The organism is Roseibium sp. AWQ4_254 (assembly GCF_056161025.1).
Genome location: NZ_JBSWYH010000001.1, coordinates 104,325 through 124,871, shown reverse-complemented (window position 1 = coordinate 124,871; position 20,547 = coordinate 104,325). Strand labels below are relative to the sequence as shown.

Annotated in this window: 20 protein-coding genes and 1 other RNA gene; 6 read left to right on the top strand and 15 right to left on the bottom strand. The window is 59.9% G+C overall.

The genetic code is table 11. From position 1 onward, the window contains the following. The first annotated feature begins 214 nt into the window (after positions 1 to 214). Positions 215 to 1,765 (top strand): 2-isopropylmalate synthase, encoded by a 1,551-nt coding sequence (locus ACXAIC_RS00530; protein WP_475172429.1) that lies wholly within the window; start codon positions 215 to 217, stop codon positions 1,763 to 1,765. A 117-nt stretch (positions 1,766 to 1,882) separates the two neighbouring features. Here ACXAIC_RS00530 and ACXAIC_RS00525 read toward each other — a convergent pair whose 3' ends face one another. The 3 genes from ACXAIC_RS00525 to miaA form a co-directional block, all read right to left on the bottom strand. Further along, positions 1,883 to 2,404 carry a GNAT family N-acetyltransferase gene (locus ACXAIC_RS00525; protein ID WP_475172427.1) on the bottom strand — a complete coding sequence of 174 codons (522 nt, stop codon included), beginning with the start codon at positions 2,402 to 2,404 and terminating at the stop codon, positions 1,883 to 1,885. A 126-nt stretch (positions 2,405 to 2,530) separates the two neighbouring features. Then, positions 2,531 to 3,070, bottom strand: a complete 540-nt coding sequence (locus ACXAIC_RS00520; RefSeq protein WP_475172425.1) for a GNAT family N-acetyltransferase — start codon at positions 3,068 to 3,070, stop codon at positions 2,531 to 2,533. Positions 3,071 to 3,368: 298 nt separating this feature from the next. Beyond that, positions 3,369 to 4,319, bottom strand: coding sequence for a tRNA (adenosine(37)-N6)-dimethylallyltransferase MiaA (gene miaA / locus ACXAIC_RS00515; RefSeq protein WP_475172423.1), 951 nt, complete (start codon positions 4,317 to 4,319; stop codon positions 3,369 to 3,371). Between miaA and serB the strand changes: the two genes are divergently transcribed. Beyond that, positions 4,318 to 5,208 carry a phosphoserine phosphatase SerB gene (gene serB / locus ACXAIC_RS00510; RefSeq protein ID WP_475172421.1) on the top strand — a complete coding sequence of 297 codons (891 nt, stop codon included), beginning with the start codon at positions 4,318 to 4,320 and terminating at the stop codon, positions 5,206 to 5,208. The genes miaA and serB overlap by 2 nt on opposite strands. Positions 5,209 to 5,257: 49 nt before the next feature. Here the strand turns inward: serB and ACXAIC_RS00505 are convergent, their stop codons facing one another. The 10 genes from ACXAIC_RS00505 to ACXAIC_RS00460 all read right to left on the bottom strand — a co-directional run bounded on the left by ACXAIC_RS00505 (position 5,258) and on the right by ACXAIC_RS00460 (position 13,188). Then, positions 5,258 to 5,851 (bottom strand): ATP-dependent Clp protease proteolytic subunit, encoded by a 594-nt coding sequence (locus tag ACXAIC_RS00505; RefSeq protein WP_475172419.1) that lies wholly within the window; start codon positions 5,849 to 5,851, stop codon positions 5,258 to 5,260. Between the two features lie 60 nt (positions 5,852 to 5,911). Further along, a complete protein-coding gene (locus ACXAIC_RS00500; RefSeq protein ID WP_475172416.1) occupies positions 5,912 to 6,268 on the bottom strand; it encodes an SRPBCC family protein in 357 nt (118 codons plus the stop codon). Continuing rightward, positions 6,265 to 6,579 carry an ArsR/SmtB family transcription factor gene (locus ACXAIC_RS00495; protein WP_475172415.1) on the bottom strand — a complete coding sequence of 105 codons (315 nt, stop codon included), beginning with the start codon at positions 6,577 to 6,579 and terminating at the stop codon, positions 6,265 to 6,267. Before ACXAIC_RS00495 ends, ACXAIC_RS00500 begins: the two co-directional genes overlap by 4 nt. Positions 6,580 to 6,896: 317 nt before the next feature. Beyond that, on the bottom strand, positions 6,897 to 8,384 hold the full coding sequence (locus tag ACXAIC_RS00490; RefSeq protein WP_475172412.1) for a DegQ family serine endoprotease: 1,488 nt from the start codon (positions 8,382 to 8,384) through the stop codon (positions 6,897 to 6,899). Between the two features lie 129 nt (positions 8,385 to 8,513). Further along, positions 8,514 to 8,687: a DUF2065 domain-containing protein gene (locus ACXAIC_RS00485; RefSeq protein ID WP_475172409.1), complete on the bottom strand. Its 174-nt coding sequence runs from the start codon at positions 8,685 to 8,687 to the stop codon at positions 8,514 to 8,516. An 8-nt stretch (positions 8,688 to 8,695) separates the two neighbouring features. Beyond that, positions 8,696 to 9,631: a protease modulator HflC gene (hflC, locus tag ACXAIC_RS00480; protein ID WP_475172406.1), complete on the bottom strand. Its 936-nt coding sequence runs from the start codon at positions 9,629 to 9,631 to the stop codon at positions 8,696 to 8,698. Between the two features lie 2 nt (positions 9,632 to 9,633). After that, positions 9,634 to 10,824 carry an FtsH protease activity modulator HflK gene (gene hflK / locus ACXAIC_RS00475; RefSeq protein ID WP_475172404.1) on the bottom strand — a complete coding sequence of 397 codons (1,191 nt, stop codon included), beginning with the start codon at positions 10,822 to 10,824 and terminating at the stop codon, positions 9,634 to 9,636. Positions 10,825 to 11,045: 221 nt separating this feature from the next. Further along, positions 11,046 to 11,522, bottom strand: coding sequence for a GNAT family N-acetyltransferase (locus ACXAIC_RS00470; RefSeq protein WP_475172402.1), 477 nt, complete (start codon positions 11,520 to 11,522; stop codon positions 11,046 to 11,048). Positions 11,523 to 11,525: 3 nt separating this feature from the next. Continuing rightward, positions 11,526 to 12,044 (bottom strand): dihydrofolate reductase, encoded by a 519-nt coding sequence (locus ACXAIC_RS00465; protein WP_475173003.1) that lies wholly within the window; start codon positions 12,042 to 12,044, stop codon positions 11,526 to 11,528. 349 nt (positions 12,045 to 12,393) lie between these two features. Further along, on the bottom strand, positions 12,394 to 13,188 hold the full coding sequence (locus ACXAIC_RS00460; protein WP_475173002.1) for a thymidylate synthase: 795 nt from the start codon (positions 13,186 to 13,188) through the stop codon (positions 12,394 to 12,396). A 181-nt stretch (positions 13,189 to 13,369) separates the two neighbouring features. On the opposite strand from ACXAIC_RS00460, the gene ssrA reads away from it, so the two are divergent. From ssrA to ACXAIC_RS00440, 4 genes are all read left to right on the top strand, one after another. Continuing rightward, positions 13,370 to 13,740: a transfer-messenger RNA gene (ssrA, locus tag ACXAIC_RS00455) on the top strand. Positions 13,741 to 13,922: 182 nt separating this feature from the next. Beyond that, complete coding sequence (locus ACXAIC_RS00450) at positions 13,923 to 14,495, top strand: SspB family protein (RefSeq protein ID WP_475172399.1); 573 nt, start codon at positions 13,923 to 13,925, stop codon at positions 14,493 to 14,495. A 15-nt stretch (positions 14,496 to 14,510) separates the two neighbouring features. Next, positions 14,511 to 14,720 (top strand): DUF4169 family protein, encoded by a 210-nt coding sequence (locus ACXAIC_RS00445; protein ID WP_475172396.1) that lies wholly within the window; start codon positions 14,511 to 14,513, stop codon positions 14,718 to 14,720. Positions 14,721 to 14,723: 3 nt separating this feature from the next. Beyond that, positions 14,724 to 14,936 (top strand): ribbon-helix-helix domain-containing protein, encoded by a 213-nt coding sequence (locus tag ACXAIC_RS00440; protein ID WP_475172394.1) that lies wholly within the window; start codon positions 14,724 to 14,726, stop codon positions 14,934 to 14,936. A 175-nt stretch (positions 14,937 to 15,111) separates the two neighbouring features. Here ACXAIC_RS00440 and ACXAIC_RS00435 read toward each other — a convergent pair whose 3' ends face one another. Together ACXAIC_RS00435 and ACXAIC_RS00430 are read right to left on the bottom strand one after the other, a co-directional pair. Next, a complete protein-coding gene (locus tag ACXAIC_RS00435; protein WP_475172392.1) occupies positions 15,112 to 18,900 on the bottom strand; it encodes an AsmA family protein in 3,789 nt (1,262 codons plus the stop codon). Positions 18,901 to 19,076: 176 nt separating this feature from the next. Beyond that, the gene (locus tag ACXAIC_RS00430) at positions 19,077 to 20,471 is read right to left on the bottom strand and encodes an FAD-binding oxidoreductase (RefSeq protein WP_475172389.1); all 1,395 of its coding nucleotides are present in this window, start codon (positions 20,469 to 20,471) and stop codon (positions 19,077 to 19,079) included. Positions 20,472 to 20,547: the final 76 nt, after the last annotated feature.

Genomic DNA, 20,547 nt, shown 5'->3' with positions numbered 1-20,547 from the left:
TTTCGACGCGCAGTCCTTGCGCGGCGGGCTGCTTCTACTTGGCGATCTCCTCCTTCTTAGATGCCCCTGAGCGTCGGCTGCTCCGCATGGATTTCGCGGAACGGGCACTTAGGGGAGCGACTTCAAAAAAACGCATCACGCATTCCGGATCGCGCCGCATAAACCGATGGCCCCTAAGGCCAGGGATGCCGATCCAAGCCAGGGACGAAACGACATGACGACCACCAGCGACCATATCCGCATCTTCGACACCACCTTGCGCGACGGTGAGCAATCGCCCGGCGCCTCCATGACGCTGGAAGAAAAGCTGCAGATTGCCGAAATTCTCGACGATATGGGCGTCGACATCATCGAAGCCGGCTTCCCGATTGCCTCCAATGGCGACTTTGAAGCTGTCAGCACCATTGCGAAACGGGCGAAAACCTCGGTTATTGCCGGGCTGGCCCGCGCGATCCACGCAGATATCGACCGCTGCGGCGAGGCCGTCAGACATGCCGAGCGCGGCCGCATTCACACCTTTGTCTCCACCTCCCCGATCCATTTGAAATTCCAGATGAACAAGTCGGAAGACGAGGTGCTGGACATCATCACCGACACGGTGACCCGTGCCCGTAACCTGATCGAGGATGTGGAATGGTCCGCCATGGACGCCACCCGTACGCCGATCGAATATCTGTGCCGCTGTGTGGAAGCTGCCATCAAATGCGGGGCGACCACCATCAATCTGCCGGATACGGTCGGCTATGCCACTCCGGACGAATACAAGACCATGTTCGAAGAGATTCGCGCCCGGGTCCCCAACAGCGACCAGGCGGTCTTCTCCGTACACTGCCACGACGACCTGGGTCTGGCCGTTGCCAACTCGCTCGCCGGTGTCGCCGGGGGGGCCCGTCAGATCGAATGCACCATAAACGGATTGGGGGAACGCGCAGGCAATGCGGCGCTGGAGGAGATTGTCATGGCGATCCGCACCCGCGGGGATGTGCTGCAATATACCACCGGGATCGACCCGCAATTCATGGTGCGCGCCTCGAAGATGGTGGCAGGTGCGTCCGGCTTTGCCGTCCAGTACAACAAGGCGATTGTCGGCAAGAACGCCTTTGCCCATGAGAGCGGCATTCACCAGGACGGCATGCTGAAAAATGCCGAAACCTATGAAATCATGCGGCCGGAAGATGTCGGCGTGAAAGCCACCTCCCTGGTCATGGGCAAACATTCCGGCCGTCACGCCTTCCGCGACAAATTGAAGGAACTGGGCTACGAGCTGGGCGACAATGCCCTGCAGGATGCCTTCCGCCGTTTCAAGGATCTCGCCGACCGCAAGAAGCACGTCTATGACGAGGATATCGAGGCGCTGGTCGAGGATGAGATCAACGTTCTGGGCGAAAGCACCAAGGTCATTGCCCTGACCGTGATTGCGGGTACCGGCGGCCCGCAGAAAGCCATCCTGACCATGGATGTGGGCGGCCAGCACATCACCAAGGAAGCCAATGGCGACGGCCCGGTCGATGCAACCTTCAACGCCATCAAGGCCATCGCGCCCCACGAGGCCACCCTGTCGCTCTATCAGGTACATGCGGTGACCGAAGGCACGGACGCTCAGGCGGAAGTCTCCGTACGCCTGGAAGCCGACGGCCGGATTGCCACCGGCAAAGGCGCAGACACTGACACCCTGGTCGCCTCCGCCCGCGCTTATGTTTCGGCCATGAACAAGCTGGCCCTGCGCCAGCAGACCAGCAATCCGGGCGCCCTGAAAGCTGTCTGAAGGCGGCCGGAAGCCGGTCAGACCGGCTGAGCAAAAACTGACAAAACAAAAAGGGCCGCATGTGCGGCCCTTGACGTTTCACGGCAGTTGGCGAGCGGACCTGCTTTGCGGCAGGCTTCAACCTTCAGCTTCCTTCCGGAATATCCGGTAAAAGCTGCAGGCAACACCGTGCCGCTCAGCATCATACCAATGCTGGAACCCTGCCTTTTCCATCACATGCCGGGAGGCGGTGTTGTCCGAATAGGCATAGGCGATCAGGCAGGTCTCATCGGTCTTGTCAAAAAACCACGGCACCAGCCCGCGGGCGATCTCCGTTGCGTAGCCTTTGCCCCAGGCGGACTGCATGAGGGTGTAGCCAAGTTCGTAGACCTGAAGATCCGCCATATAGGTCACCCCGGCCCGGCCGAGAAAGGTCCCGCCCAGGGTCAGAACCTTCCATTTGCTGAAGCCTGTCCGGAGATGATCGGCGACATATTTTTCAAGGCGCTCGTGCACCTCATCCTCTGCCATCGGGTAACGGCCGGGCGACAGGAACCGGTTGACTTCCGGGTCTGCGTGCAATCTGGACAAAAGCGGATAGTCATCCGCCGTGAACGGCACAAGCTGCAGCCGCGCGGTTTTCAAGAGAATATCTGTCAAGGGGACCGCCGGAAGGAAGGTACAGGGAAGCCGTAGAACCATACCGCGCCCGAGGGCAGGATCAAGCCCTGCCCGCACATTTTTGCGATTGCCGGAGGACCGGTCCGCACTCCAATGAGATTGGGATCAGGCCGTCATCAGATAGGATTGCATGGACGGGCTGAACAGCTGGAACACATCCGCCTGCATGCCCTCAATCACCTTGCTTTCCCGATGGGCAAAACCGGTCGCCTTCATCACTTCGCGCACATCCCGGTTGTCCGTTCGCACCACAGCGACAAGATGCGAGAAATAGGTGTTGTCAAAAAACCAGCCGGTCAAGGCAGCGCACAGGCGCGGGGCCAGGTCCCCATCCTGTTCCAGTGCCTCGTTCGAGAGGCAATAATTCAAGCTGATTTCAGACGTTTCGCTGACCGGCGTGAACCCGGCCCAGCCCAGAAATGCACCGTCCTGAGACACAGCCTTCCATTTGGCGAACCCCAAATCGGCCTGAGTTTGAAGAGCCGAGGCCACAAGCTCGGAGGCATCGGCCGTCTGGCACTCGCCGGAGAAATCTGTACACCGGTTGCCGAAGGGATCAGCGTGAAGATTTTTTACAAGAGCAATGTCCCCCTTGGACAAGGGAACCAGACGCACGGAACCGCATTCCAGAAAGATCGTCTGCACCGAACTCCTCCCAAGCTTCAGAGTTATTGACTTGGCATCCTCTGCGGACCGCCGGCCTTGCTGGCCGCGCTTGTCTGTCCCTCAAGCCTCATGAGGCTACAACCGGGTCAGGCGATCCCTGTCTGGAAACCACCTGATTTCCTTGATCCCGGCCACGGAAAGCACAATTTAAAAGTGCATAACCCTTAAACCCATCTTAAGTATATGCCGAAAAGTGGCAAAAATATATACGCAATAACAACAGGTTAAGAAAAAATACGCTGCTGCGCCGCACCATCCAGAAGTTGACAGATTTGTGTCACTTTGACCCCAAAATGTTTTCTAAATCGATTCCCCCAGAAGGATCAATCCGTTGCCATGCGGACATCTGGTTGCGGAACCAGGTTTCCTGACGCTTGGCATACTGACGCGTCGCAACAGTCAGCCGCTCGGCCGTTTCCTCAAGATCCGCAGTCCCGGCGAGATAAGCCTCGATCTCCGCAACACCAATGGCCCGCATGGCCGGGAGGGCCGGGTCCAGGTTTTGGGCCAGAAGATCGCGCACCTCGGCAAGTCCGTCTTCGCTCAGCATCAGCCTGGCTCTTTGGGCAATCCGGTCGTGCAACCAAGCCCTTGGCGGCGCCAGAACAAGACACATACAAGCCTTTGGGGACAGGAACGGCCCGGACTGGGCTGCGGCTTGCCAATGCGCCAATGGCTTACCCGTGGCCCTGAGCACCTCCAGCGCCCGGGCAAGGCGCTGCGGATCGGCAAGCTCGGCTGCAGCCCGTTCATCTCCTTCTTGGCTGAGCACCTGCTTGAGACCAGCGATGCCCTCCTCTTCGGCCAGCTTCCGGGCTTCTTCGCGTATGGCAGGCGGGATCGGCGGCATGTCGGCAAAGCCGTCTGTCAAGGCCTTGAAATAAAGGCCGGTTCCGCCCACCAGAACCGGCGTTTGTGCCGCCGCCCAGATGGTCTCGATCTCCTCCTGAGCCCGCCGCAGCCAGGCGCCGGTGGAAAAGGCGGTCGAGGCCGGCAGAACGCCATAGAGCCGGTGAGGCACCCGCGCCTCTTCCTGAGCGGACGGGCGGGCGCTGACCAGCCGCAGCTCCCGGTAAAGCTGCATGGAATCCGCATTGACGATCACACCATCCAGGGCCGCCGCAACGTCCAGCGCCAAAGCGGACTTGCCGCTGGCGGTCGGTCCGGCTATCAGAATGGCGCTGCGGCCTGGCGGCTGCGTCCATTTTTTGTCCTGGGATCTGTTCATGTCTCTTGTTGCCACTCTGGTGTCTACCCCGACTGCCCCCGCCGTCGATACGGATCTTCTCCGCCGGGCCCAAACAGCCCTTGGCGCAGGCGGACAGGCGGCCGTTCTCAGCCCCGGTGTTGCAGCCGATATCCCTTTTGCAGGGCAAGATGCAAGCATGGCCTCGGCAGCTTTGAGAGAAATCGTGGGATCTGCTCCGGTGGATGTCTTTGTGCAGCCACAGGCCTCACGGCGCAAGCGCCTGCTGATTGCCGACATGGATTCCACCATGATCCGCCAGGAATGTATTGATGAGCTGGCGGCCGAACTCGGCCTCAAGGACCGGATCTCCGGCATCACCGAACGGGCCATGCGCGGTGAAATCGATTTCGAACCGGCCCTGCGGGAGCGTGTCGCCCTCTTGGCCGGTCTTCCGGTCTCCGCCATTGAAACAGTACTCAGCTCCCGGATCACACTGATGCCCGGCGGCCGCACACTGGTGCAGACCATGAAGGCAAACGGGGCTTACTGTGCCTTGGTCTCTGGCGGCTTTACCCACTTCACCAAGGCCATTGCCGCCATGATCGGCTTTGACGAGAACCGCGCAAACACGCTTCTGGAAGACAATGGCAAGCTGACCGGCAAAGTCGGAGAGCCCATTCTGGGCCGGGACGCCAAAAGCGCCCGGCTCGAAGAGCTTGTTGCAGAGCAAGGCCTGGACTTTTCCCAGACCCTGGCAGTCGGCGACGGGGCCAATGATCTGGCCATGATCGAGCGGGCCGGTGCCGGTATTGCCTACCGCGCCAAACCCGCTGTGGCAGAGATTGCGGATTTCCGGGTCGACCATGGCGACCTGACCGCCCTTCTCTATCTACAGGGCTATGCGGATCAGGACTTTGTGCTGAGCTGAATCTTGGTTCACACACAGTCTCTTTGGTATTGGCCCGGCATATACAGGATCACTGAGGCTCAAGAATCCGATCGATCAATCCCCACTCCAGCGCGTCTTCTGCTGACATGAAACGGTCACGGTCCAAGGCCTGTTCCACCGCATCGAACGCCTGGCCGCAATGTTGAGCATAAAGCCGGGTCATCCGGTGTTTCGTTTTCTGAATTTCTTCTGCATGAATGGCAATGTCGGAGGCTTGCCCCTGGACACCACCGGAGGGCTGGTGAACCAGAATATTGGCATTTGGCAGAGCAGCCCTTTGCCCAGGCTCGCCTGCCATGAGAAGAAAAGACCCCATGGAGCGCGCAGTTCCCATGCACAAAGTATGTACCGGCGCCCGGATGTGGCGCATTGTGTCATACATTGCAAACCCACTGGTCACGACACCTCCGGGCGAATTGATATAAAGGTGAACCGGCTCTTTAGAACTTTCCGACTCAAGAAAAAGAAGCTGTGCGCAAACCAGGGCAGAAACCGTATCGTTGACTTCTCCGTTCAGAAAAACAATACGTTCGCGCAACAATCGCGAATAAATGTCGAAGGAGCGTTCACCAAAACCCGACTGTTCGATAACCATTGGAACAAGCTGCATCGTTTCGCTCATTGGCAGTCTCCCCGTCTTCGGAACATTCTTAAATCCCGGGCCTGGATGAATCCGGTACGCTCATGCAGCAAGGCTGGTCAAAACGCAGTTCGCGTTGTCCGCCCTTAAATTCCGGCGATAACAGGCAGCTGGCGGCTCGTGAATGATTCGCAGCACTGTTCCTCCATCCGCGTTCGGAAAAATCCGGAAGATGACGGTGCTCTCCAAAAAAGGAGGCACAGATGCCCGCATCCGGTAACAGACCTCACACCCCGGCCTGACAGAAAAGGCATCCGGCATCGCCAAATCTTCTTCTGGCAGCCATTTTTTTCTGAATTTCTTATCAAGCAAGGCGCGCCAGACCGTGTCCGGACGGGCCTCCAGATCGTATTCAAATTCGAGCCTGGCAGATGTTTGGCCCGGTATCCGCTTGTTCATTCTTCCATATCCTTCACAACGCCCTTCAGCACATCGACACGCTTCGGCCAATACTCGCGGTATCGTTCCAGCCACCGGGCAAGGTGCTCCATGCCCTTGGGATCGACCTCATAGTTGACAACACGGCCGCTGCGTTCCGCGCGCACAAGCCTTGCCTCTCGCAACACGGCCAGATGCTGGGACATGGCTGGCTGGCTGATGCTCATGCCTTGGCGGAGACTGCTCGCATTCATGCGTCCAGCTGCCAGTTTCTCGAAGATCGCCCGGCGGGTTGGATCTCCAAGAGCCTTGAAAATTGTATCTTCGATCATTTCAATATATAAGTTTATACTTATTCTTTATGCAAGCCCAAAATGAAGAGCCGGATTAGAGCATCGTGAGATAAAGAACGGCGGCAAACATTGATCGGTAGAACGGGTCAGAACGTGTCGGCACGAGTCAGTTCCACCTTTCGCTGACTGACCTCAGAGATTTCAACGCAGCAAACGGTTTGAAACCATTGCAACGCGGCATGCCCAATCCTGCGGGAAGAATTGGTGTCAAGCAGGAGCCTGAGCGGGCTTCCCGCAAATAAAAAGGGCGCTGTGGTCAGCGCCCTTCATGCTTTGTTTTCAATTGTGAAAGTTCGTTACTCGTCCTCGATCCGGACCGGAACGAAGCGGACATCTCCAGTCGGGTTGGACAACAGGAGCAAGGCCGAGCGGCGGCCGTCATCTTTCAGCTTGCCGATCTCCGCCTCCACATCACCCGGGGTTTCAACCGGCTCCTGGGCGACTTCCTTGATAACATCGCCTGCTGTGACGCGTTTTTCAGCCGCAGAGGAATCCGGCTTCACCTCGGTCACGACAACACCGGTGACATCGGCCTCAATGGAGAATTTTTCCCGCAGCTCATCATCCAGTTCGGCCAGCATCATGCCAAGCACTTCACTGGTGGCGGACGGCGCTTCCTGGGTCTGTTCCTCTTCCTTGAGGCTGGCTTCCGTCGCCGGGCTTTCCTCAAGCCGCTCCAGAATCACATTGATTGTCACTTCCTTGCCCTTGCGCAGAACCGTGACTTCCACTTCCTTGCCGATCGCGGTTTCTGCCACCATACGCGGCAATTCGCGCATGGCCTCGACCTCCTTGCCATCGAACTTGACGATCACATCACCCGGCTCGATCTCCGCCTTTGCCGCCGGACCATCGTCGGTTACTCCAGCCACAAGAGCGCCCATGGCTTCGTCCATGGCCAGGCTCTCGGCAATTTCGTCGGTCACTTCCTGAATGCGCACGCCCAGCCAGCCCCGGCGGGTTTCCCCGAACTCGCGCAGCTGGCCGATCACCCGCATGGCCGTTTTCGCCGGAATCGCAAAGCCGATGCCGATAGAGCCGCCGGACGGGGAGATGATCGCCGTGTTGATACCGATCACATTGCCGTCCATGTCAAACAACGGGCCACCGGAATTGCCCCGGTTTATGGAGGCATCGGTCTGGATGAAATTGTCGTACGGTCCTGAGTTGATGTCCCGGTTGCGGGCGGAAACGATCCCGACCGTCACGGTGCCACCAAGGCCAAAAGGGTTGCCGATGGCCATCACCCAGTCGCCAACCCGGATCGCATCCGAATTGCCGAAATCAACCGCCTTGAGCGGGGTTTCCGGCTCCACCTTGAGCACGGCCAGATCGGTCTTTTCGTCCGTTCCGATGATCTCGGCCTTCAACTTGGTGCCGTCATTGAAATTGGCGGTGATTTCATCCGCCCCTTCAATCACGTGATTGTTGGTGATGATAATGCCTTCGGTGCCATCAATGACAAAGCCGGAGCCCAGGGACTGCACCCGGCGCGGCTGGTCATTGTCCCGGTTCTGCCGGTTGAAGAATTCTTCGAAAAATTCCTGGAACGGCGACCCGTCGGGCACCTGGGGCATCGGCACGGAGCGGCGGCCCTGCACGGTCTGCGCTGTCGAAATGTTGACAACGGCATCTGCGAGGTTTTCCGCAAGATCGGCGACCGAGACCGGTCCCTGCGCCTGCGCGCTCTCAAAGGGCTGCAGCACAACAAGGCCACCGAGCACGAGACCCGCCGCCGCAAAGGCGACCCGGGACATGCGGCGGCGAACAAAATCTGGAGCCATGGGGCTTTCTCCTCATCCCTGCCGGTAGGGCTTGCCGGTCGAACCCGAACAGCCGGCGATTTTCAAGACATTTCGTCGAAATATAGAACGGGCGGGAGATTTTAACGCCTCCCGCCCGGAAACTTTTCGTTATCCGCGAATGATCCACACAATTATCAGCCCCATTGCGGCCACAACAAGACCGGCTGTGCGCAAGGTCTGATCCGATGTTTCAAGGGCGCTGCGCATCATGGCTTTCATGCCACCGGGCACCAGCGCGTAGAGAACTCCTTCAATCACCAGGACCAGACCAAGTGCGGTCACAAAGTCATTCATTGGGCGGCGAGCGAGGCGGACCCGCTCGAAACGCCCTCACCGCCCGGTACCGGCGCAACCGCTGGGGCGTTTTCGCCGGTCGGGTCCTTGAAGAACCGGAAGAAGCTGGAATCCGGCGACAGCACCAGGCTGGTATCCCCGGACTTCAGACCCTGTTCATAGGCCTGCATGGACCGGTAGAACGCGAAAAACTCGGGATCCTTGCCAAACGCTTCCGCAAAGATCCGGTTCCGCTCTGCATCGCCGTCACCGCGGATGATTTCCGCATCCCGGTTGGCTTCCGCTTCAATCACCGTCGCATCGCGGTCCGCACGGGAGCGGATCCGGCGGGACTGCTCTTCCCCTTGCGCCCGGATTTCGGTCGCCTCACGCTGACGTTCCGTCTGCATGCGGGCATAGATGGCCTGTGAGTTGGCATCAGGCAGATCCGCCCGGCGGATCTTCACGTCGATCACCTCGATCCCCAGCTCCTTGGCATTGGCGCTGACATCCCGGCGGATGTTTTCCATCACGCCGGAGCGGTCATCGCGCACCAGCGCCACAAAACTGGTCCGGCCAACTTCCGAACGCAGCGAGGACTGCAGCAGGGTCGACAGGCGCCGATTGGCCGTCTGCACGTTCTGAACACGCTGATAGAACAGAACCGGATTGGAGATCCGGTAGCGGGCAAACGCATCCACGATCAGCCGCTTCTTGTCCGAGGAAATCGGTTCAAGCGGCGGCATGTTCAAATTCAAGATGCGTTCGTCCAGATAGACGACGTTCTGAACAAACGGGATCTTGAAATAAAGACCAGGTTCGGTCTTCGGCTCTTCGACGATCTGACCGAAGCGCAGGACCAGGGCCTGCTGGGTCGGATTGACCACAAAGACCGACAGATAGCCGACAATGACAACGACAAGTAGGAGAATTGCGAGAATACCGCTGCGCATGATCAATTTCCTCCCGTCCGTGCGGACGGCGCTGAGCCGCGTCCGTTCAAATCGTTCAGCGGCAGATAAGGCAAAACGCCCGAACCGGAAGTGTCGCTGTCGATGATGATCTTGTTGTTGGAGCCCAGAACCTTTTCCAGCGTCTCAAGATAGAGACGTTCACGGGTCACGTCAGGCGCGTCCTTGTACTGTTCGTAGATCTTGGTGAAACGCTGGGACTGACCGGTTGCTTCGGCAATTGTCTGGTCCTTGTAACCGTTGGCTTTTTCCAGAATACGGGCGGCCTGGCCGCGGGCTTCGGGAACCACCTTGTTGGCATAGGCTTCCGCTTCGTTGCGGATCCGTTCCTGGTCGGCACGGGCGGCCTGGACATCCCGGAAGGCATCGATCACCTGTGCGGGCGGGTCCACCCGCTGCATCTGCACTTCGGAGATCTCGACACCGGCATTATAGGAATCCAGCGTTTTCTGCATCAGCGACGCAACGTCGTTCTGAATAGACACTCGGTTTTCCGTCAGGATCGCATCGATGTTCGAGCCGCCGACAACCTCGCGCATGGCGCTTTCCGCCACCGCTTTCACGGTTCCGTCCGGGTCTTGAATGTTGAACAGATAGTCTGTGATGCCATCGGTCGTGCTCTTGATCCGCCACAGAACCTTGAACCCGACATCGACAATGTTCTCATCACCGGTCAGCATCAGGCTTTCTTCCGGGATATCCCGGGAGCGCACCGAACCGGAACTGGAGTAGGTTTCATCGACCCCAACGGTGGTTTCGCGCTGAAGCTCCACCGCGGGCTTGTAAACTTCACCGATCGGATAGGGTAAATTGTAGTTCAGGCCCGGAGATGTCAGACCCACAACCTTACCGAGCACGAGCTCCACACCACGCTCGCGGGAATCAACGGTGTAAAGACCGGTCAGAAGCCAGCCGACCACCACGACACCGACGACAATCAGAATGCCGGCAATCCCAAGGCCGCCGCCACCACCGCCGGGAAGGACGGTTTTCATGCGGTCCTGGGTGCGTTTGAGGAGCTCTTCCAGATCAGGCGGGTTGCCCCCGCCGCCGCCGCCCCGGTTCGGGCCGCCGCCCCAAGGGCCGTTGTTGTTTCCTCCGCCGCCCCATGGGCCGCCATTGTTTCCGCCACCCTTCCAGGGGCCACCGCCACCTGACTGATTGCTCCAAGGCATCAAGACTTCCTTCTATGAACCCCGGCGTCTCCCGCCGGGAATGGGCTTGCGCCCGTTCTGACTCATCGTTGGTTATAGGGAGGTTACCCGATGCTTTCAATCAAAAGCCCGGTTGTGCCCCTGCCGCAAACCATTGCGTTTTCCCGGGCCGCAGGTGGGGACCAACTTCCGTTATGTCAAGTCGATTGGCGCGAAAGTTTGCCCGCAGGGGTTAACGGACCTCACATGCCCGGACGCACCATGTCCATATGGGGGATGCCATCCTCGATATAGACGTCCGAGACGGTCTCAAATCCAAGGGATTGATAAAAGGCTTCCAGATGGGCCTGAGCCGATAGATCAATGGCGCCGCCGGGAACCAGATCCCCTGCCCTGGCCATGGCCGCCTGCATCAGTTTGCGGCCGAGACCGGTGCCCCTTGCGGCCTTGGCAATCACCACCCGGCCGATCCTGACCCTGCCCCTGGCGTCATCGGCCATCAGGCGCAGGACACCGGCCAGTTCGCCTGTCTTCAGCTCTTTCACCAGCAGATGCAGCGCTTCCGGGTCCTTGCCGTCAATATCTCCATAGAGTGAGGCCTGTTCCAGAATGAAGACATCCTGCCGCAGTTTCAAAAGCGCATAAACCTCCAGAGGCCCAAGCGCCTCCAGCCGAACCCAGCGGGCCATCAGCCCCTCAGCCATCTCAAACTCTGTCACGGCTCAGGCCTTCCGCCGGTAGGTCACATAGGTGAAATCTGCGCTGTCCTTGCCAGTGCGCACGCCCTGCTCGCGGGCGGTCTCTTCCCAGACGAGCGGATCGATTTCCGGGAAGCGCGTATCCCCGTCCGGCGCCGCGTCCACTTCCGTGATTTCAAGGCGGTCCGCCTGACTGATTGCCTGGGCATAGACCTGACCGCCCCCAACGCAGAAGATGTCTGCCGCATCGCTCGCTTCAGCCAATTGACGGGCCCGCTGCAGAGCCGCTTCAAGCGAAGCCGCTGTCTCAACCCCCTCTGCCCCATAGGCAGAATCGCGGGAGATCACCACATGGGGCCGTCCGGGCAAGGGCCGCCCGCCGAAGGACAAAAAGGTCTTCCGGCCCAGGACCAAAGGAGAGCCCAGCGTCAGGCGCTTGAACCGCTTCAAATCGGTCGGCAGGCGCCAGGGCATGTCATTGTCCGAGCCGATAATCCCGTTGCGGGCGACGGCGGCGATCAGAACGAGGTCCGGCAAAATGATCTCCGAATCCGGGAAAACTGTTAAGCCCGTCTCCTAGCATGGTTTTTGCGGACGGGAGAAGGCACCGAATAGGATGAGCGCAAATCAAGTCCCGTTTCATCGGAATCACAAGTCGCCGCCCGAAGACAGAGATTTCAAGGCACAAGGCAAACCGGTGTGACGCCATATAACCGCGAAACCTTTTGTAGCTGCAATTCCCGCTCAATGCGGCCCCGGCCCTGCACTGCGGCCGATATCCGCGGACACAAAGCGCTCCGGCTTCAAGGCCGGCACGGCCAGAAGTTTGAACAGCTTCCGTCTAAAGGGTCGTCAAAGACCTCACCCCAAAAAAGGCGCCACGACAGGCAGCCTAAACGGCAATCGGCGCTGCGATATGCGGATGGGGGTCATAGCCGGTCAGCTCGAAATCTTCATATGTGAAGGCAAAGAGGTCCGTAACGTCAGGATTGATCTTCATTTCCGGCAAAGCGCGCGGGGCGCGGGTGAGCTGCTCGCGAGCTTGGTCGAAATGGTTGCTGTAAAGATGAGCATCGCCAAAAGTATGCACAAAGTCGCCCGGCTTGAGGCCGGTGACCTGTGCGGCCATCATGGTCAGCAGCGCATAGGAGGCAATGTTGAAGGGCACGCCCAGAAAGACATCGGCGGAGCGCTGGTAGAGCTGGCAGGAGAGCTTGCCTTCAGCCACATAGAACTGAAACAGGGAATGGCAGGGCGGCAGCGCCATGTCGTCCACCAAAGCCGGGTTCCAGGCCGAGACGATCAGCCGCCGGCTGTCCGGGCTGGTCCGGATCATCTCGAGCAGCCTGGCGATCTGGTCAATGGACCGGCCATCCGGCGCCGGCCAGGAGCGCCACTGGTAGCCGTAGACCGGGCCGAGGTCGCCGTTTTCATCCGCCCAGTCGTCCCAGATCTTGACCCCGTTTTCCTTCAGATAACGGATGTTGGTATCCCCCGCCAGGAACCAGAGCAATTCATGGATGATCGATCTGAGATGCAGCTTCTTGGTCGTCACCAGCGGAAACCCCTCTGACAGGTCAAAGCGCATCTGGTGGCCGAAGATCGACCGGGTGCCGGTGCCGGTACGGTCGCTGCGGTCCACACCGGTTGCCAGAATTGTTGCCAGAAGATCGAGATATTGCTGCACGGCAAAGGCCCTTGGGTCAAAGAGTGGGAGCACGGTCCAGTAACTTCGCAGATTCCGCCGAAAACGCAGCCCCCTGCCCGCACTTTCCCCAGATCCCGCTGCCCGGCCTGTGGATGACATCCGCCAAAGCGGGCCGTATACGGCTCCAGCCAGCCGGCTAAGCATTGCTCCGGCCGCAAGGCCCCTTTCCATTCCGCTCTGAAACGCTTATATCAGGCATGCTGGTTCGCCAGCTATGGCAATAAATTGTCAGTGCAATAAACCTATCGGACCCGGGGGCGGTACCCGGCGCCTCCACCCAAACCCGTGAGCCAGGATCTTGATGGTTCACGGGTTTCGGCGGGGGCGAAATAGGATCGACGAGGGCGTAAAGACTGTGCTTTTGCTCGGCATTGTACCACCGTTATCGGGCTGTTTTAATAGTTGCAAACGACAACTATGCTATGGACAACGCTGTCGCTGCGTAATGCAGTGCCGGTAGTCCTTTAAAGCCCTGCTGGATTAGCACCGGCAGGCGGGGTCCGAAGGCACCTGGCAACAGAAGCCTTCACCTTGCCTTTTCTTGCGTCTTCCCAAACATTCTTTGAACCAGTGGAAAAAGTCCCGGCAGAGTTACTGCCTCGGCAAGGCCGCATTAATCCTGTATCACTTCGAAAATTGACTTTTCTTTTCCGCGCCGGAACGTCAATGTGTGCCGAGATTAACAGATCCCAATCAAGATTCGACGAGAACTGATGTCTGAAGACCTTCTGCGATACGATATCCTGATCCAGGACGCGCTGCGGGGCGCGGTCAAGAAGATCCTTGCCGAAGTCGGCCGCACCGGCCTGCCCGGCGATCATCATTTCTATATTGCCTTTGACACCAACGCGCCCGGCGTGCGCATTTCCCAAAGGCTCAAAGAACGCTACCCGCAGGAAATGACCATTGTGCTCCAGCACCAGTTCTGGGATCTGGCCATAGGCGAGCACGCTTTTGAAGTGGGGCTGTCCTTTGGCGGCGTTCCGGAAAAACTGCTGGTGCCGTTTTCCGCCATTAAGGGCTTCTTTGATCCCTCCGTGCAATTCGCGCTGGAATTCGACCCGGGCAAGACCGCAGAAGAGCTGCCAGAAGAGCTTCTGGAAGCGGTTGAAGAGCTGGCCAAGGCCGAACAGGACCATGCCGACAAGGACACAACGCAGTCCAACGGCCCCACCGAGGCTCCGGCCCCGGGCAAAAAATCCAGCCCGGCCGTGGTCTCAAAACCATCTGAGAATGACGGTGGCGGGGAGGTCGTTTCCCTTGACGCCTTCCGCAAGAAGACCTGACGGCGGAGAGCTCCTGTGAGCGCCGAAATCATCAATCTGCGTCATGCCCGTAAACAGAAACAACGGGAAGGCAAGGAGAAACAGGCGGACAACAACCGGCGCAAATTCGGCCGCACAAAGGCTGAACGCGAAGAAGCACGCAAGCGCCGTGAATCCCTTGAAACACAAGTCGACGGACATCAGCTGGACAGCGCTGGCACGCCGTCTGACAGCGGCACAGATTAAACCGTGGCGCTCGTCAAACGCTCTCTCTCCCTGCATGGGCACCGCACAAGCCTCGCCCTGGAACCGGATTTCTGGGCAGTGGTCGATGACTATGTGGAGGCGGAGAACCGCTCGCTTGCCAGCCTGATCGCCAAAATAGACGATACACGGGATCATGACGATCCCCTGTCCTCCGCCGTCAGGGTCTGGGCGCTGCGTCAGGTAAAGCAAGGCTGAAACGATCATGCAGCCGCAGCATCGCTGACGGACCTGTTCCCGCCTCACAAAAAAAAGCCCTATTGGGCCGTGACCAAGAGAGCGTTCAGCAAGGTCTATCGGTAAGGTACACACCCCTCAGGGTGCCGACAATGGGAGCCAGATACGTCCTCCCAGGCAAGAGCCCGAGGGAAGGTTACCGAACCCCCGGCAGACCCAAGGCCCCGCCCACATCACGGGTGATCAGGCCTTCAATGGTGATGGGCGGATCAAGTGGCGGCAAACTGCCAGCTGCCCCCGCGCCGGTTGAAGGCGGTGGCACGGATTGCGTGGTTTGCGGGTCAGTGTCATTGGCAAGCAGCGCCCGGATCTTTTCGGTCAAGGGCTGCACAGCGGCCTGATCGCCATTGCCAGCAGCTCCGGCGGGCGCAGGCCCGTTTTTCTGGTCTGCAGGGGCCGCCGCCGGGCCGTCTCCAGCTTCAAGCTGCTCCTGGCGCAGCCGGTCCTCTTCAGCCGCCCGGACCACCGCCTGATCGCGCCGGACCCTGGCTTCCCGTTGATGCTTCAATTCGCGGAAAAACCGGTCCCGTTCCAAGATCTCCGCCTGCAACGTCTCGACCCGCTCGACTTCCTGCTCAAACGCCCGAAGGGTCAGGTAGGCCGTGAATGGGGAAATGTCGACGGACCGTTCCGGCTGCTCAAGCGGTCCTTTGAACAGCAAGCCTACCTGTGGATCGGCACCGGTCACCGCATCCTCGCCCGGATCGATTTTGACAGAAAAATCCGCATCCAGATCCAGGGTCCGCAGATCCAGCTCCCCGGACCCGAAAATCTCCGCCCGGGCGGAATCCACCACCACATTGCGCGCGCTCAACTGACCGCCCGCCAGAGACAACGTTCCGTCCACCCGGTTGAACGGCAGGCTGCCAGCCGCCATGTGATTTTCAAACACGCTACGGATCTTGGCGTCTTCAAGTTCAAGCCCCGCATCGGCCGCCCGCGTCACCTGGGAAAAAGCCTGCGGGTTGAGACCCTGGAACGCGCCGTCTGCCATAGAGAAAGTGCCGCCCCCATTCAGGCCCGCAACAAGGGCAGAGATTGACCGGCCCATGCTGTCAAATTCCAGGAAGAGATCAAGTCCCCCTGAGGCAACCGCCCGGCCAGCCGGGCGCCAGACCAGCTGGCGCAGATCGGCCCCGTCCAGTTTCACCCGCCCGGAGAGGGCGGCCTCGGCCCCCGAGCGTTGCAGGGAAAGGCTTGCTGCCAGCCGGCCGCCCGCAAATGTGCCCGACAGGCCGTCCAGTCGCATGAGGGTCGGCGACAGGCGCAGCTCGGCCTTGGGAGTGGCAATCTCCAAATCATCTTCCAGAAACAGCCGGTCGGCGGACACCTGAAGTGTCAGGTTGATCCCGTCCAGAAGCGGGGCCCCAAAAGAAGCTGTCGGCCAGATACTGCTACCATCACCAGCGGAAAACCACTGATCCGGCCCCAGGACCATTTCGCTCAGATCGCGCAAATCCACACGGCTGGTGTTAAGCGTGCCGCTGAAGCGCCGGTTCTGCTCCCCTGGCGCCGGTTCCAGATCCCCCTCGAGACCACCTTTAAAGTCCGTCGTGCCCACAGTGCCTGCAAGATTGTCAATTTCCAGTTCGCTGCCCTTGCCCTTCAGGTCAAAGGTCAGGTTAGCCGGAAGGGTGCCGCTCATGACGGGCAGGATCTTGCCGGCCATCAGAGCCAGAGGCCCGAGATCCTCCGTCTTGGCGGAGACAGTGGCACTGAATTCCGGCTCTGCCGTCTTTTGCAGCACAAGACTGCCATTGGCCGTCAACTCGGTTGCCCCAAACGTGCCGGAGAGTTCAACAGAAAGGCCATTGGCCGGAACCCCGGAGACAATCGCATAAAGACGCCCCCCGCCGCCGCTATCGACTGGCAGAACATCCAGGCCCAGCTGCTGCAGCAGCCTTGGCCCATCCGGGCCTTTCAAGCCGACGGAGACGTCAATATCCGACTGCTGCCAGGCATCAACACGGCCTTTCAGCCCGGCATTGATCGACGCATCCGCCCCGCCTGCGACCCCGTCAAGCCGCAGGGACATGTCCGTGCCATCCCCGAGGGAGGAGGCTCTCAATTCTCCGTTGAAATTGGCCGGAACGAGGCTTGGGGCAGCTTTTTCAAAGCGTTCGGCAAAGACGGAGCCGGGAAACAGGCTCCCGGTCAGGGCCACAAGGCCTGAAAGATCACTGGCCTCAAGGGCTCCGGACACCGCCCCTTCCGGTGCGGAGAACAGATCGCGGATCTCACCATTGACATCAATCCGCGCTCCGGCCAGATCGGCGGCAAAAAGCCGGTCGATCCGCACACCGCCATCGGCATATTCGGCTTCCAGGGTCAGCCCCTTGCCGTCGACGCCGCGGGCAGAAACCTCGCTGGCCCGTAGCCGGAGGGAGACGTTCAGATCCTTGTGAGCCTGGGCCGCCTTCTCGTCCGCCGCTTTGGGGCGGATCAGGGCCGCCAGCTTTTCAACCGCATCCAGATTGAGCCGGTCCGCATCCAGGTCCAGAGAGAACGTGCCATTGCCGCTTTGCGGGTGGCTATAGGCCAACCCGCCCCGGGCGTCTGATCCGGCAAGGCTAAGACGGAGATTTTCCAGTGCGGCCCCATCTGGGCGCAGATCCAGCCGGCCTTCCAGCACGACCGGCTCCATAGCCGAAGCGCCGGTGTCTTTTTGCCGCCACCAGCCGAAAAAGGAACCCGGCTGGTCGGATTTCACGGACAGCGCCCCGCGGTAGCTCACGCTTGGCGCCAGCCCCAGATCCCCCTGGGTTGCAACCGTCGTGCGGCCGGGAAGCCGCCCGGACAGGCGCGCCACCCGCCAGCCGCCCAGCATGGTTTCCAGATCAAGCCGCACATTCTGAATGATGCCTCCGCCGGCCACAAGGGCGGGAACATCCAGGGACACCGTGCCGTCCACCGGCGGCAGCGGCACTGCTTTCAAGGCCGCCACCAACTGGCTTCCAGCCGCTTCGATGGCAACCGGCGCCTTCGGCCCGCCGCCCAGCAGACGGTCCAGATCCACCTGTTTCGACTTCGCCCGGATGTCGAAATGCTTGTCGCCCGCATAGATCAGATCCGCGCTGCCGGTCAGGCTGAGGCGCTTGTCGCCCGGACCATAGCGGAAGACAAAATCAGGCACCGCCACTTCGGCGCTGTCCGCCGTGAAATGACCTTCGGAGGACCAGATGTTCGTATCCTCGTCATCCAGCGGGATCGAGGCAATGTTGAACTGCCCATCAAAGGACGGGGCTGCATCGGCCTGGCTCAACATGCCGTCAAAGGCGAAATTGACGGCCCAGTCGGTCGGCGTCAGCTCCCCCTTGACCCTCAGGCCCTGGCCCTGCTGGGCGCGGCCGGTAGCCACCGAAAGGCTGTAGGGGGTGTTGTCAATGGTCAGGCTGCCCGCCGCCTTGAAGGGCCCTGCCAGCGACCGGGCGCTGACTGACAGGTTGCCATTGTCAATATGATGGGTTTCGCCGGAGCGGGCATCGACCACGGTCAGAGCGCCATCATGGATGGTCACCTTGTCAAAGGCAACGTCTTCCGGCGGCAGATTGGCAAGCGCGCCATCGGCCGTGCGCGCCGTCAGCCAGTCAAGCCGTCCGTCCTCATCCAGAGCCAGCGACAGATGGGGCCGGTCCAGCTCCATGTCTGTGACATGAATCTCACCTTTTAGGAGCGGCGGCAGCTCGATCCGCACCTTGAACCGGGAGACAACAAGAAGCGGATCTTCCGCTTCGCCCACCCGAACGTCGGAAAAGCTGATGGACGGGGCTGGCAACAGACGCAGATCCGCCTCCCCCAACACGGTCACTTTGTGGCCAAGCGCGCGTTCCGCGTATCGTTCAAATGTGGAACGGTAGACCGTCCAGTCGACAAAAAACGGCCCGACCAGCGCTGCCACCAGCACCAGAACGACCGTCAGTCCCACTGTGATATAAACGGAGTTCAGGCCGTATCTCCTTGGTTCTCCAACATCACCGGTCTTGCCCCCGGGCCCAACACATCAGCTCTTCGAAACAGCCTCGAGGACCGCGCCAAACCCCCGTCCCGAAGACGGGAGTTTCCACACGCTCTACGAGCTTATTGATCTGATTCGATACAATATCATGACTGCGGCAGGATCTTGCCCGGATTCATCAAATTCTGCGGGTCAATAGCCTGCTTGACGGCTACCATGAGATCCAGCGCATCGCCATGTTCCCGGCGCATGTATTTCTGCTTGCCCTGGCCGATCCCGTGCTCACCAGTACAGGTGCCCTCCATCCCGATGGCCCGCAGGGCCAGACGTTCGGTAAAGCTCTCCGCTTTCCGGCGCTGCGCCGGGTCTTCCAGGTCCACCAGGATCTGCACATGGAAATTTCCATCGCCCACATGGCCGACAATTGGCGCCAGCAGGCCTTCCCGCTCGATATCGGCGGCGGTCTCGCTGACACAGTCCGCCAGCCGCGAGATCGGCACGCACACATCCGTGGCCACGATTTGCGCGTCCGGCTTCAGGCCCTTGCCCGCCCAATAGGCATCATGGCGGGCGCTCCAAAGCTTTGTGCGCTCCTCTGCGGCCGTTGCCCATTTGAAGCTTCCCCCGCCGAGTTCCTCAGCAATGGCCGAAAACATCTCCGATTGCTCCTGAACCCCGGCATCAGACCCGTGAAACTCCAGAAAAAGCGTCGGGGTTTCCTCCAGATCCAGCTTCGAATAGGCATTGCAGGCCTTGACCTGCAGCGTGTCCAGCAATTCGATCCGGGCCACAGGCAGGCCCATCTGGATGGTCATGATGACCGCCTGACAGGCCGATTGCACATCCGGGAACGGGCAGACCCCTCCGGAAATGGCTTCCGGCTGGCCATGGAGGCGGACAGTCAGCTCGGTGATGATCCCGAGCGTGCCTTCTGAACCGACAAACAGCCGGGTCAGATCATATCCGGCCGAGGATTTGCGTGCCCTCCCGCCTGTCTTGACGATCCGGCCGTCGGCGGTGACCACCGTCAGCCCCAGAACCGCATCCTTCATGGTTCCGTATCGGACCGCATTGGTGCCGGAGGCCCGGGTGGCGGCCATGCCACCCAGGCTCGCATCCGCGCCCGGATCAATCGGGAAAAACAGGCCAGTGTCCCGGATGAAGCTGTTGAGCTGCTTGCGGGTCACTCCCGCTTCGACCCGGCAGTCCAGATCCTCGGAATTGACCTCTAGGATCTTATTCATCCGGCTGAGATCTATGCAAATTCCACCTTTGGGGGCATTCACATGCCCCTCCAGCGACGTGCCCGTGCCAAAGGCGATCACAGGCACATTCGACGCGGCGCACACTTTGACGGTTTCGGCAACTTCGTCCGTGGTCTCGGCAAAAAAAACCGCATCAGGCGGCTGATTCGTCAACCAGGTCGTGGTGTGGCCATGCTGTTCGCGCAGAGCCTGCGACGTGGCACAGCGCTCCCCGAACCGCTCTTTCAAAGTTTCAATAACAGCAGATATCATTTCACTCGGGACAGGTGTCCCCATTGCTTGCGCTTCACTTGCCATGCCGGGCTGCGTTCCTTCCTCCCGGAGCCTGATCATGGCTCCGTATCTCAAAAAG